Genomic DNA, 12599 nt, shown 5'->3' with positions numbered 1-12599 from the left:
AAAGGCCGCCCAAGTCATTGAGGCGAAAACAGCGGTCCGAAGATGTAGCCGCAATGGCACCGGTCCGCGAGGACCGGGCACTTCGGCTTGGTCCTCAATATGCAGTGAGAAAATTTAAGAGATTGCTGCCTTCTCCAGTGCCGGCGTTACTTTCAGCGCGCGATACGGATCGGACTGCGTAAAATGGATAGCCGCGGTTTTCGCGCGGTTCCTGACAGCCATAAATTCGTGCCAGAGGGTTACCCCAGTCTCACGAGCGGCGATGCCGCTCTCGTGCAGGGCCCGAGCATGATCGAAGCCCTGGAACTATTGTTGCGTCTGTCCAAGGACAAGACATGGGCTGATGCCACCGCGGCGGTGGGCCAGGGCAAGGCCGGCATGCAGTTCATGGGCGACTGGGCCAAGGGCGAGCTCGTGGCACGCGGCTACAGCGTCGACAAGGATTTCGATTGCAGTCTGGTGCCGGGCACATCGATCGCCTATTTCATGGTCATCGACGCCTTTGCCCTTCCGCTGACCAATCGGGACGGCACCGCAGAGGCGCAGCAGGCTTTCGCACGCATGGTGCTTGATCGCGACAATCAGGTTGCCTTCAGCCGGATCAAGGGATCGTTGCCCGTCCGCACCGATGTCGACCCATCCGGCCTTGATCGGTGCGGCAAGCTTGGATTGGAGATGATCAAGGCAAGGAAAGGCGAAGTCAGTGCCCAATCCCAGGCCATGCCGACCCAGATGTCGGAAGGCTGGATTGCCGTGGTGGGCGACTTCTTCAACAATCGCAACACCTCCCCGCAAGAGGTTCAAAAACGCCTTCATGACTTGCTGATGCAGCGCTGAGGGTGCGGACACCGTGCCCGCACGAGGAGTGATCAACGCCACGAAAGACCATGACGTGGCGTAGCGCGAATATCCATAATTCGCAGGCCTATCCAATACGCGCAGCAAACGACGCGCCGGCGACCCAATTCCCGCTGGAACTTGCAAGTTTTAACAAAGGCTTAAGCTTCCTGGATACATCTCGCATTAGTATTTTTTCATGTTCTGCGCGACGGTGGTTTTTTGAAGTCAGCTTTTTCATTTTCATTGGATCGATGCTTCCAGACCCTTCGCGGTCTCGGAAGGGACAGAGCCGGCAACGTCGCGATCGTCGTTGCCCTCAGTCTGGTGCCGATGCTCGTCGCGGTCGGCGCCAGTTTCGACTATATTCGCAGCTACAATGTCCGGCAGAAGATGCAGAGCGACCTTGATGCGGCCTTGATCGCCGCAGTCAAGCAGATCAACAATACCGGGGACACCGACGCCCTCAAGCAGAAGGTCTCCGACTGGTTCCACGCGCAGGTAGAAAACAGCTACACGCTTGGCGAAATCGACATCGATACCGCCAACCACAACATCACGGCGACGGCAAGCGGCACCGTGCCGACGACATTCATGAAGATCGCCAATATCGATACCGTTCCCGTCAGCGTGGGAAGTGCCGTCAAGGGGCCGGCAACGTCCTATCTCAACGTCTATATCGTCATCGACACCTCTCCATCGATGCTTCTGGCGGCAACGACTTCGGGCCAGGCGACCATGTATTCCGGCATCGGATGCCAGTTCGCCTGCCACACCGGCGATTCGCACAAGATCGGCAATAAGACATATGCCAACAACTATGAATACAGCACGGCGAAGAACATAAAGTTGCGCGCCGATGTCGCCGGCGACGCGGTCAAGGAGGTGCTCGCCCTGGTCGATATATCCGACAAGAATCACGAGCGGATCAAGGTCGGATTATATGGTCTCGGCGATTCCCTCACGGAGGTTCTCGCTCCGACGCTGAGCACGGACACGGCGCGCACCCGCCTCGCGACCTCGAGTTACGGCCTCACCAGCGCGACCTCGAAGGCCGCCACCTATTTTGACGTGTCGCTGACGACGCTCAAGCAGAAAGTCGGCGCTGGAGGGGATGGAACCTCCTCGGCCTCGCCGCTCAAGCTGGTGCTCTTGCTGACCGACGGCGTCCAGTCAAAGCGCGAATGGGTGACCAGTGGCTCGAGCTACTGGCCCAAAGTGGCGCCCCTTAACCCAGCCTGGTGCGACTATCTGAAAAACCAATCCAATACGATGGCGGTGCTTTACACGGAATACCTGCCGATCACCACGGACTGGGGCTACAACGCCACCGTCGGCTCGACCATGGCGAGCGCCAACTGGAAGAGCACCTGGGGCGGCACGATGGATAGCGACGTGTCGACCAGCATCACTCGGCGGGATTATATCCCCTATGCGCTTGCCGACTGCGCTTCTTCGAAGAGCCTATTCCTATCGGCATCGTCGTCGACCGAGATCACGGCAGGCTTGTCGGCGCTTTTCACCCAATATCTCTCTTCCGTTCGGCTGACCCAATGAGACGCGGGAAACGGTTCTCACCGCTGCGCCGCCTGATCGGCGACCGCAAGGGGGCTGCTGCGATCGAATTTGCGATCCTGGCCCTGCCGCTCTTCATCATACTGTTCGGCATTATCGAAGTGTCGCTGATGTTTTTCGTCAACTCGGCGCTTGATGCTTCGGTGCACAAGATTTCGCGGATGATCCGCACCGGCGAGGTGGCGTCCTCGAAGATCACATTGGCCGGTTTCAAAGCCAAAATATGCGCCGACATGCTTCTGTCGTTCAACTGCTCCAGCGGTCTCGTCGTCAAGGTGAACGTGCTTTCCGACATGTCGTCCGCTGCCAGCACCGACCCGATCGACAGCAGCGGCAAACTCGCCGTTACCGAGACTTATGATATCGGCAAGGGCAGCGACTACATTCTGGTTCAGGCGTTCCTGCCGTGGACGGCCGTCGTCAATTTCTTCAGCCTGTCGAGCGCCAAGCTTTCCGACGGCAGCTACCTGCTCGGATCTTCCGCTCTGTTCCGCAACGAGCCCTTCTGACATGATCATGAAACGGAGCCTGTCCCTTTTCCGGTTCTCGCGGTCCCGCATCCGCCATCTCGCGCTCGACCGGTCGGCTGCTTCAGGGGTTGAATTCGCCCTCGTGCTGCCGATCCTGGTGATGCTCCTGTTCGGCACCGTCGATCTCGGCCATGCGCTGACGGTCAGCCGCAAAATAGACGAGATCGCTTCTTCCACAGGCGACATGATTGCCCAGCAGAGTTCCTGGACGAAATCCGACGTCGCCAAGCTTCTTTCCGGTGCCAGCTTCATCCTGCAGCCCTATGACACCGGTGAGCTGACGATCACGGTCGCGGTCAACGATGTCAGCGCAAGCGGCAGCGCGACCGTCAACTGGTCCGCTGCGCTCAACACCTCGGCGGTGAATTCCGGCACGGCGAGCGCGGTCGCAGTCCCCTCCAAAATCCAGGAGACAGGCGTGCAGGTGGTGCTGACCCGGGTCCAATATACCTTGACGACACCAGTCTCGGCGTTTTTCTCAAATTTCACCGGACAGAACGGCTATAGCTTCGATCGCTATTTCTTCAATCGACCGCGCGTGAGCGACACGATCAAATACAACTGAGCCGGAGGCTCTGTCGAAATCGCCGGACGTTCGGGTCAGTTATCGCCGGGCTGACAGTAGTGCTTTCCTTAGCGAGAGCGGCCGCTTCGCAAACGCCAGCCGGCCGATCCGCTGCTCCGCGAGCGGGTAGGTGAACCCTCGGTGAAGGGATCGTCATCACCAAGGTCAGGCATGTGGACACAAATGTACATTTTCCTGTTTGCATTTCCTCGCTTTTGCTAAGAACCCTTGCGGAAATTACCGCGCCGAAGGCCCCATCGGCACCCGGCGCCCAAGGAAATTGGAGATTTGCGATGTCGGATGAGATCCTACTCGATCGGGTTGAAGCCGAGGCCTTGGCGATGCGCGCCTGTCTGGCAGCAGGCGCTGGGCAAGCGACCGCCCGCTCCCTCGTGGACGCCACAGTGTCAGCCGCGCTCTATGGACCCGCCATGCTCGGATTTCCGCACATGGTCGATTATCTCGACAGCTTCCGCGAGGGCCGCATCAACCGCCATCCCACGGCGACATGCGAACGTCCCTATCCCGCCTTCTTCGTCGCGGATGCCGATCGGGGCATCGCGCAGCTCGGTTTCGATCTGACGTTCGATAATCTCGTGGCAGCGGTGCGCAATTTCGGGCTCGCGGTCTTCACCCAGACGAACAGCTATACGGCGGGAGAACTGGGCTATTATGTCCGCAGGCTTGCCGGCGAAGGGATCGTCGGCATCGCCGCCACCAACGCCAACGCCATGGTGGCCGCAAAAGCGGGGGGGCCGGCCGTCTACAGCACGAACCCCATGGCCTTCGGCTTTCCGCTGGGCGAAGGGTCGCTGCCTCTCATCATCGACCAGGCGTCCAGCGCGACCGCCTATGTCAATATCGTCGCGGCCGCAGCCGAGGGGCGCGCCATCCCGGAGGGATGGGCCGTCGACGAAGCCGGCAACGATACCCAGGATGCGGCAAGAGCGCTCGGCGGAGCGCTGCTTCCTTTCGGCGGGCGCAAAGGCGCCAATGTGGCGCTGATGGTGGAAATGCTGTCGGCCGGCCTATCCGGTGGCCCCTGGTCATTGGACACGCCCTCTTTCAGAGAGGGAAGTGCCAGCCCCGCCGTCGGATTGACCGTCGTTGCAATGATGCCGGGGCGCACCGACGATGGTCTTGTCGAACGTGCCCGCCGCCAGGCAACCCGCCTTCAGGAGCACGGCGTGTTCGTACCCGGCGTCAGCGGCATCGAATATCCAAGGCCGGCGACGGAAAGCCTGAAAGTGCCGCGCGCCGTCTTCGAGGCTGTCGTGAAAATCGCCGACGCATAACGGTTCCCGCGATCGCCGGGATGACGCTCAGCGGGGCTTTTTTGCGGGAAGATGTTCGAGAAGCGATTGGCAGGCGCTCATGATGTGCGCGTAGAGCAGACCCGCCGCCTTTTCCTCATCGCGCTCGCGGCACGCTTCGAGGATCTGACGATGTTCTCGATCCGCTGTCTGCTTGCCATGCGACAGGGTCAACTGCACCCGGAGATATCGTTCCAGCCGGTCGTTTACCGAACGGATGGTGGTGACGAGAAATGGCCGCTGCGCATCCTCGTAAAGGCAGCTGTGGAACCGCCAGTTCAATTCCGACCACCGGGCGACATCCGTTTCCCCCGCGAAGGCGTCGCAATAGGCTAGCGCCTTTTCAAAAGTCTCTTCCGTCATGTGTGGGATCGAGAGCTTGATGGCATTCGATTCCAAGATGGCGCGCACCTCGAATATCTGCGCGATCTCGGGCTCCGAGACCCTCGTGACGATCGCGCCCTTGTTGCGGTGGAATTCCACCAGACCTTCGGCCTCGAGCCGCTTGAGCGCCTCCCGCACCGGGATCTTGCTGACGTTGAACAGCCGGGCGACATCGTCCTGACGGATCGGTTCTCCTTCGTCCAAGGAACCATCCGCGATGGAATCACGAATGAATTTCAAAATGACATCCGAGGCCGTAGGCGCCTTTCCGAGATTTGTCGCCTGAGCGGTGTTGAAAGGCATAGCCCAAGCTCCTTCTTTCCGGGACGAAGATCCTGCTTGGGATATCGTAGACGATCTCATTGCTCAAGGTCGAATGGCTCTTTCACGCCACGGCTTGCGCTCCCGTGATCTCCACCAAGGAGCCGCACATGAAGGCCGCTTCATCTGACGCCAGGAAGGCGACGAGGGCCGCCACCTCCTCCGGCTTGCCGATGCGGCCGTAGGGAACGAGCTTGTCGAGATCGGCGATCGTCCGGCCGGAGCGAGTAACACCCGCTTCGAGCATCGGCGTGTGGATTTCGCCGGGGCAGACGGCATTGACCCGGACCTTGTCGGGCGCATAGTCGCGGGCGAGGTTCTGGGTGAAGGCGGCGACCGCCGCCTTTGTCGTGTTATAGGCGATGTGGTTCGGCGCGGGGTAGAGCCCCCATTGCGAGGCCGTATTGACGATCGCGCCGCCGCCGGCAGCGATCATATGCGGCAGCGCCGCGCGGCAGAGATGGAACATCGAATCCAGATTAACCGCGAAACTCAGCTGCCAATCTTCGTCTGAGAGCGACAGCAGATTTCCGCGCCGGTTGATGCCGGCATTGTTGACCAGCACGTCTAGCCGCCCGTTGATCGCAAAGGCCTTCTCGACGAGCTCGACGCATTCCGGCTTGCGGGAAATGTCGGCCGCAATGGCGACGGCCGATCCGCCCTCCGCCTCGATCAGCGAGGCGACCTCGCCCGCTGCCTGGGCGTTGGCATCCGTCACCACCACCAGCGCGCCTTCCTCGGCCAACCTCTTCGATATGGCCGATCCTATGCCGCCTCCGCCGCCCGTGACCACCGCGACCTTGCCTGCAAACCTCTTCATATCGAATCTCCTTTTCACGCAACTCCGCACGCAAAACCGCAACACGCTTTTGCTCGAATTGCTCTACCTGATGTGACTGCCGCCGTTGACGTCGAACGTTGCGCCGTTGACCGACGCCTGCGAAGGGCGAAGCAGGAAGGCCACGAGTTCGGCGATCTCGGCCGGCTCGGCCATTTCGCCGATCGGGATGTCGCCGACCGCCGCATCCTTTCCGTGCCTGGCCACAAACTCCTCGGCCATATCGGTGCGCACCCAGCCCGGCGCGATGGAGACGGCGACAACCCCGTCGCGCCCGAAGCTCCTGCCGATCGATTTGGTGAGATTGATCAGCGCCGCCTTCGTCGCGCCGTAGGGCATGGCGTCGGCGGCATAGCCGCGCTGTCCGGCACGGCTTGCCATGTTGACGATCCGCCCGCCGCCATGGTGTTTGAAATGTACGAGGGCTTCCTTGCAGAGGTCCGCCGCTGCAAAGAAATTCACCTGGAACTCCTTCTGCCAGGCGGCCCGCCAATCGGCCGGATCGGCATCGATAGAAATCTCGTTTCGGATACCGGCATTGTTGACGACCGCATGGATCCGTCCCGCCGCCGCGAGCGCGTCGCGCCAGAGCGTGAAGGCGCCGTCCGGGCTGGAGAGATCGGCCTGGACGATCAGGCCGTTTCCGCCGAGCTTGTGGAGCAGGGCTTTCGCCCTCTCTCTGTCGCGCCCGCAATGGATGACGGGCCGCGCGCCTTCTGCAGACAGGCCCTCGACTATGGCGGCGCCGATCCCGCCCGACGCTCCGGTGACAAGGACAGTCTGGCCGGCCAGGGATTGAAGGTGGGACATAATGACTCCTAAGCGAGCAAATCGACCTGGGGACCCCAGGTGTCGGACAGCGCGAAGCCCGTGGCAAATGGATCGTCGTCGGATAGGCGCAGCTGTTCGCGGCCATAGATGAAAGCCCGGCCGGTTATTCTAGGCAGCACGGCGCGGCGGCCGCCCACTTCGGTTTCGCCGATCGCCTCCGCCAGGAATTCCCCGCCGATGATCGACCGCGACGTTCTGCGGTCTCCGACCGAAACTTCGCCGCGAGCATGGAGCGTCGCCAAGTTGGCCGAGCTGCCGGTTCCGCATGGCGAGCGGTCGACGCGACCGGGCTGCAGTGTCGTGCAAGTCCTCACCGCACCATCGGCCTCTCGCCCGCGAAACATCACGTAAGCGATCTCATCGACGCCGCTCAGGACGGGATGGGAGACCGATACCTGGCCCGCAAGCAGCGCCTTGAGCTCGATGCCGGCTTCCGCCAGCAGCCGGGCATTGGCAGGCGCAATATCGAGGCCGAGCTGATCGACGTCGACGAGCGCATAATAGACGCCGCCGAAGGCGACGTCGATCTTGATGTGCCCCCATTTCGGCGTTTCCACCACCCGGTCTAGCGCCTCGGCAAAGCTCGGCACGTTGTCGAGGCTGACGGACAGGCACCTGTTGTCACGGCAGGTAGCGCGCGCGACGACAAGGCCGGCGGGCGTATCGAGGCGGACGATCGTCTCCGGCTCCGACATTGGCACGCGCCCGCTTTCGAGAAGCGCGGTGACGACGCAGATGCAGTTGCTGCCGGACATCGGATGGGCGCGGTCGGCCTGCAGCACGATGAAGCCGGCGTCCGCATCGGCGCGGGTCGGCTCGACCAGCAGGTTCACCGACATCGCCACATTGGCGCGCGGTTCGAAGGTGACGAAGCGGCGCAGGCTGTCGTCGACCGTGTTGATGTAGTTCATTTTGTCGAGCATGGTAGCGCCCGATATCACGGGCGCCCCTGAGACGATGACCTTGCCGATCTCGCCCTGGCAGTGGACCTGCAACAGATCGAGGGTCCGGTTCCAGTTCATTCGGCCGCCTCCGGCTTGATATACCAGCCCCAGGGCTCTTCACTGACGAAGCGGGTGATCTGCTTGGTCTCGAGATAATTGTCGAGGCCCCAGCGCCCGAGTTCGCGGCCGATGCCCGATTCCTTGTAGCCGCCCCAGGGCGCCTCGGTGAAGGTCGGCTGCGAGCAGTTGATCCAGACGATGCCGGCACGGAAGGCGGCCGCGACGCGCTCGGCCCGGATATCGTCCTTCGACATGACGGCGGCTGCCAGACCGAAGCGGGAATCATTGGCAAGCTCGATCGCCTCCTCCTCGGTCACGAACGACCGGATGCAGACGACAGGCCCGAAGATTTCCTCCACCCAGGCGGCGCTATCGAGCGGAACGTCTGTCAGAATGGTCGGCTGGAGATAGTAGCCCTTGTCGAAACCTTCAGGCCGCGCTCCGCCGCAGGCGACCGTTGCGCCGGCCTGCCGTGCCGCTTCGATCGCCGCAATGACCTGCTCATGCTGGCGCTTGGAAACCAGCGGCCCGAGGAGGACGCCTTCGTCCAGACCGTTGCCGATCTTGATCTTGTTGGTTTCCTCGATAAGACGCGCGAGCAGCCGTTCGTAGATGGTGTCCTGCACGAGGACTCTCGACGTCGCGGAGCAGACCTGGCCCTGGTTCCAGAAGATGCCGAACATGATCCATTCGACCGCCTTGTCGAGATCGGCATCTTCGAAAACGACGAAGGGCGACTTGCCGCCAAGCTCCAGGCTGACGCGCTTGATGTCGCGGGCGGCGGCGGCCATGATTTTCGAGCCGACCGGTCCGGAGCCGGTAAAGGCGAGTTTGTCGACTTGTTTGTGATCGATGATCGCTTGCCCGGCGACGGACCCGGCTCCCGTGACGATATTGAGCACGCCCGGTGGCAGCTCGGCTTCGTCGGCGACATCAGCCAGTTCGAGCGCCGTTAGCGACGTCAATTCGGCGGGCTTCAGCACCACGGTGCAGCCGGCGGCAAGCGCCGGGGCAACCTTCCATGCCGCCATCAGCAGCGGATAGTTCCAGGGAATGATCGCGCCGGCGACGCCGAGCGGCTCGCGCACCGCCTTGGAGGTGAAGCGGCGATCGGGAAGCGCGATCGCCTCCTCAGGGTTGTTGTCGAGCTGTTCGGCGAGCCCCGCATAGAGATCGAAGCAGCCGGCCGCGTCGGCCACGTCCCAGTCGGCCTCGGGGAACGGCTTGCCGTTGTCGAGAACCTCGAGGCGGGCGATCTCGGCTTGCCGGGACCGGATGCCGTCGGCGATGGCCCGGAGATATCGGGCGCGCTGGGCTCCCGTCAGCTTCGGCCAGCCGTCGTTATCGAAGGCGCGACGGGCTGCCTTGACGGCAAGATCGACATCTTCGGCCGTTGCGGCTCCGATCGTCTGGATCACCTCTTCCGTTGCGGGATTGGTCACCGTGCAGGTGCCGCCCTTGACCGGCTTCACCCATTGTCCGTCGATATAGAGTTCGCTTCGCATGTTCACTCCCTTTCTCCTTGCGCCGACGCCGCTCTTAGAAGCGGTCGACGCGATAGGGTTTCATGTCCACGGGCGGTTCGACGCCCGTAATGAGATCGGCCATCAGCCGGCCTGTTGTGGCCGCATAGGTGAGGCCGAGATGTCCGTGGCCGGTCGCGTACCAGACGTTGCGCCGTTTGGCTGACGGCCCCATGACCGGCACGGTGTCGGGCAGCGCCGGGCGATGACCCATCCACTCCGTCGCTCGTTCGGCATCCAGATCAGGCAGTGCCTCCTGGGCTCGCTTCACCAGGATCTTCGCGCGGCGATAATCCGGCGGAGCGTCGAGGCCGGCCATTTCGACCGTGCCGCCGACACGGATGCCGCCAGCCGTCGGCGTGACCATGAAGGCACGCGCCGGCCAGATGATCGAATGGCGCATCGAAATGCCGGGCTCCATGATCTGTGTGTGGTAGCCGCGTTCGGTTTCGAGCGGGATATGTTCGCGCAGCAGTGCCGAAAGCCGGGCGGTGAAGGCCCCGGCCGCCAGCACCACCTTTTCAGCCGCAACGGTCCGCCCGTCCGCCAGGCGCAGAGCGGAGACGCCGACCTCGCTCTGCTCGAAACCAACGACGTCACCCTCAAGGATCCTGCCGCCGAGCGCTTCGAACTTTTCGATGAGGGCTGTGACGAGCTTGTACGGATCGGTGATCGAGCGGTTGTCGGGAAAGAGAACCGCCTTGCCGATCTTCGTCGTCAAATCAGGCTCGAGATCGCGGATGGCGTTGCCGCCGAGGATTTCGTGCCGAAAACAGAAGCGTTTCAGGATATCGATATGCTCCCGATCCGCCTTGAATTCGGCCTCATCGGTGTAGAGGCTGAGACACCCCTCGGCTGTCAGCATGTGTGCCAGCCTGGTCTCTTGGAGCAGCGCGTCAAGATCTTCATAGACGCGGCCGCAGAGCACGGCGCCGGCCGCCTCCAGTTCCCTCAATTTTGAGGGGCGGCTGGCGGCGAGAAATCTGAGGAACCATGGCGCCAATTTTGGCAGGTAGCCGGGCCGGATGCGCACCGGCCCCTCCGGATCGAGCAGCCATTTCGGCATCTGCGCCCAGATGCCGGGCCGCGAAGCCGGCATGAATTCGGTGACGGCGATGCTCGCCATATTGCCGTAAGAAGCGCCCATGCCGGGCGCATCGCGGTCAACGAGCGTTACGGCAACCCCGCGGCGCTGGAGTTCATAAGCGATGGCGACGCCGATGATGCCGGCGCCGACGACCACGATGGATGACACGGCGAACCTCGCAATTTTAAAGGGCGGCGCTTGACCACCCGGATCTGTTACCAATTCAGAATTGGCTCCATCGCCGCCCTGAACTCGGCCTTTTCCTCCGCCGTCAGCTCGCCGAGCGGCGCGCGGCACTGGCCCACGGGCAAGCCCTGAAGCTCGCAGCCATACTTGATCTTCTGCACGAACTTGCCGCTCTCGAGGATGTTCATTGCCCGATAGAGGGTCTTCATCTGCTCGCGCGCCTTATTCAGATCGCCGGATCTGAACGTGCGATCGAGGTCGCAGCAGGCCTTGGCCATGCAGTTGGACGGCCCGCAGATCCAACTTTCCGCGCCCCAGAACATGAAATCGAGCGCAATGTCGTCAGAACCGCTGACCAGCTGGATCTTGCCCTCATAGCGGCTGGCGATGTCGATCGCCCGCTGCAATACGCCCGAGCTTTCCTTGACGCCGATCACACGGCGATTATCGGCAAAATGATCCAAAAGCTCGAAGCTGATATCCGAACCATCCTTGGCCGGATAGGAATAGAGCACGAGGCTGACATCGACGGCGCTGAGGACGGCTTCATAGTGGCTGATGAGCTCTGCCTGGGTCGGACGGGTATAGAATGGCGGCGCCAGCAGGACCGTGTCATAGCCGATATCTCTCGCCAGCGCCGTCTGTTCGATTACCTCGCGGGTGGCGGGCGCATTGGTGCCGGCGATCAGAATCTCGCCCGGCCTGGCAAAATCCTTGACGAATTGCAGCACGTCACGGCGCTCTTCCCGGGACTGGCTAAAATATTCTCCGGTCGACCCGTTCGGAACCCAGCCGGTGACGCCAGCCTCGCGCAGATGTGTGAGAAGCCTTTCGAACGCCTTGAAGTCGATCTTGTTGTTGACGTCGAAGGGAGTGATGAGCGCGGGCATGACGCCTGAAAGTTTCATGGGATTTCTCCTGTCCTGGGAACGGCTGTTTCTAAATTGCGAGTTTCTTGAGGATGCGTCCCTCGATGAGGGAGACGGCCCGCGTCAGCGGGAAAGCGATGACGAAGTAGATCATGGCGACGACCGTCAGCACTTCGACGGGACGGGCTGTGTTGTTGGAGATGTTCTGGCCGACGAACATCAGGTCGGCCATGCCGACGGCTGAGACCAGCGCACTCTCCTTGAAGAGGCTGACGCAGTTCGACAGCAGCGTCGGGATTGCCCGCAGCACCGCTTGCGGCAGTACGACGTTGACGACCTGGGCTCTGCGCGGCAGACCGAGTGCGACGCAGGCATCCAGCTGTTCCCGGCCGATGGACTTGAGGCTGGCGCGGAAGGTCTCGCTGGTGATCGCTCCCATATAGAGCGTCAGCGCAATGACACCGGACGCCAGGTTCGAGAGCTCGACACCGAGGATGAGCGGCAGGCAGAAGAATATCCAGAAGAGCTGGATCAGGACCGGCGTGCCGCGGAAGAATTCGACATAGGCGCCGGAGACCGCGCGAAGCGCCAGATTGCCCGACGCGCGGGCGAGGCCGACGAGGAAGCCGAGGGAGCATCCGAGCACGATGCAGATGACCGTCAGTTTGATCGTCATCCAAAGGCCGAGCAGCAGTGCATGCTCGAAGCGCAACAGGATCGAGAAGTCGAGCGTCAT

General features: G+C 62.0%; 12 protein-coding genes and 1 pseudogene. 5 read left to right on the top strand and 8 right to left on the bottom strand.

Annotation, left to right across the window (positions count from 1 at the left end):
- Positions 1-222: 222 nt before the first annotated feature.
- The 5 genes and pseudogenes from RLEG4DRAFT_RS04725 to RLEG4DRAFT_RS04705 form a co-directional block, all read left to right on the top strand.
- Positions 223-837, top strand: a pseudogene (locus tag RLEG4DRAFT_RS04725) (carbohydrate ABC transporter substrate-binding protein); the annotation flags it as partial.
- 222 nt (positions 838-1059) lie between these two features.
- On the top strand, positions 1060-2394 hold the full coding sequence (locus tag RLEG4DRAFT_RS04720) for a TadE/TadG family type IV pilus assembly protein (RefSeq protein WP_003575633.1): 1335 nt from the start codon (positions 1060-1062) through the stop codon (positions 2392-2394).
- Positions 2391-2921: a TadE/TadG family type IV pilus assembly protein gene (locus RLEG4DRAFT_RS04715; protein ID WP_003575632.1), complete on the top strand. Its 531-nt coding sequence runs from the start codon at positions 2391-2393 to the stop codon at positions 2919-2921. The genes RLEG4DRAFT_RS04720 and RLEG4DRAFT_RS04715 overlap by 4 nt, the downstream gene beginning before the upstream one ends.
- A gap of 1 nt (position 2922) precedes the next feature.
- Positions 2923-3507: a TadE/TadG family type IV pilus assembly protein gene (locus tag RLEG4DRAFT_RS04710; RefSeq protein WP_003575629.1), complete on the top strand. Its 585-nt coding sequence runs from the start codon at positions 2923-2925 to the stop codon at positions 3505-3507.
- Between the two features lie 293 nt (positions 3508-3800).
- On the top strand, positions 3801-4802 hold the full coding sequence (locus tag RLEG4DRAFT_RS04705; protein WP_003575627.1) for an Ldh family oxidoreductase: 1002 nt from the start codon (positions 3801-3803) through the stop codon (positions 4800-4802).
- Positions 4803-4829: 27 nt separating this feature from the next.
- Here the strand turns inward: RLEG4DRAFT_RS04705 and RLEG4DRAFT_RS04700 are convergent, their stop codons facing one another.
- The 8 genes from RLEG4DRAFT_RS04700 to RLEG4DRAFT_RS04665 all read right to left on the bottom strand — a co-directional run bounded on the left by RLEG4DRAFT_RS04700 (position 4830) and on the right by RLEG4DRAFT_RS04665 (position 12599).
- On the bottom strand, positions 4830-5507 hold the full coding sequence (locus RLEG4DRAFT_RS04700) for a GntR family transcriptional regulator (RefSeq protein WP_003575625.1): 678 nt from the start codon (positions 5505-5507) through the stop codon (positions 4830-4832).
- 82 nt (positions 5508-5589) lie between these two features.
- The gene (locus RLEG4DRAFT_RS04695; protein ID WP_003575623.1) at positions 5590-6345 is read right to left on the bottom strand and encodes an SDR family NAD(P)-dependent oxidoreductase; all 756 of its coding nucleotides are present in this window, start codon (positions 6343-6345) and stop codon (positions 5590-5592) included.
- 63 nt (positions 6346-6408) lie between these two features.
- Complete coding sequence (locus tag RLEG4DRAFT_RS04690) at positions 6409-7173, bottom strand: SDR family NAD(P)-dependent oxidoreductase (protein ID WP_003575621.1); 765 nt, start codon at positions 7171-7173, stop codon at positions 6409-6411.
- Positions 7174-7181: 8 nt separating this feature from the next.
- The gene (locus RLEG4DRAFT_RS04685; protein ID WP_003575620.1) at positions 7182-8216 is read right to left on the bottom strand and encodes a proline racemase family protein; all 1035 of its coding nucleotides are present in this window, start codon (positions 8214-8216) and stop codon (positions 7182-7184) included.
- On the bottom strand, positions 8213-9703 hold the full coding sequence (locus tag RLEG4DRAFT_RS04680) for an aldehyde dehydrogenase family protein (RefSeq protein ID WP_003575619.1): 1491 nt from the start codon (positions 9701-9703) through the stop codon (positions 8213-8215). Before RLEG4DRAFT_RS04680 ends, RLEG4DRAFT_RS04685 begins: the two co-directional genes overlap by 4 nt.
- 34 nt (positions 9704-9737) lie before the next feature.
- On the bottom strand, positions 9738-10976 hold the full coding sequence (locus RLEG4DRAFT_RS04675; protein WP_003575618.1) for an NAD(P)/FAD-dependent oxidoreductase: 1239 nt from the start codon (positions 10974-10976) through the stop codon (positions 9738-9740).
- A 47-nt stretch (positions 10977-11023) separates the two neighbouring features.
- The gene (locus RLEG4DRAFT_RS04670) at positions 11024-11902 is read right to left on the bottom strand and encodes a dihydrodipicolinate synthase family protein (protein ID WP_003575617.1); all 879 of its coding nucleotides are present in this window, start codon (positions 11900-11902) and stop codon (positions 11024-11026) included.
- A 31-nt stretch (positions 11903-11933) separates the two neighbouring features.
- Entirely contained in the window at positions 11934-12599 is a 666-nt protein-coding gene (locus tag RLEG4DRAFT_RS04665) for an amino acid ABC transporter permease (protein ID WP_003575616.1), read from the bottom strand.

Source organism: Rhizobium leguminosarum bv. trifolii WSM2297 (assembly GCF_000271845.1).
This window is presented reverse-complemented; position numbering and strand designations above follow the sequence as displayed.

Coding starts and splice junctions, on each gene's coding strand:
- RLEG4DRAFT_RS04715 (WP_003575632.1), top strand. CDS start 2,391: ATGAGACGCGGGAAACGGTTCTCACCGCTGCGCCGCCTGATCGGCGAC.
- RLEG4DRAFT_RS04680 (WP_003575619.1), bottom strand. CDS start 9,703: ATGCGAAGCGAACTCTATATCGACGGACAATGGGTGAAGCCGGTCAAG.
- RLEG4DRAFT_RS04690 (WP_003575621.1), bottom strand. CDS start 7,173: ATGTCCCACCTTCAATCCCTGGCCGGCCAGACTGTCCTTGTCACCGGA.
- RLEG4DRAFT_RS04700 (WP_003575625.1), bottom strand. CDS start 5,507: ATGCCTTTCAACACCGCTCAGGCGACAAATCTCGGAAAGGCGCCTACG.
- RLEG4DRAFT_RS04685 (WP_003575620.1), bottom strand. CDS start 8,216: ATGAACTGGAACCGGACCCTCGATCTGTTGCAGGTCCACTGCCAGGGC.
- RLEG4DRAFT_RS04695 (WP_003575623.1), bottom strand. CDS start 6,345: ATGAAGAGGTTTGCAGGCAAGGTCGCGGTGGTCACGGGCGGCGGAGGC.
- RLEG4DRAFT_RS04670 (WP_003575617.1), bottom strand. CDS start 11,902: ATGAAACTTTCAGGCGTCATGCCCGCGCTCATCACTCCCTTCGACGTC.
- RLEG4DRAFT_RS04710 (WP_003575629.1), top strand. CDS start 2,923: ATGATCATGAAACGGAGCCTGTCCCTTTTCCGGTTCTCGCGGTCCCGC.
- RLEG4DRAFT_RS04665 (WP_003575616.1), bottom strand. CDS start 12,599: ATGACGCTCGACTTCTCGATCCTGTTGCGCTTCGAGCATGCACTGCTG.
- RLEG4DRAFT_RS04705 (WP_003575627.1), top strand. CDS start 3,801: ATGTCGGATGAGATCCTACTCGATCGGGTTGAAGCCGAGGCCTTGGCG.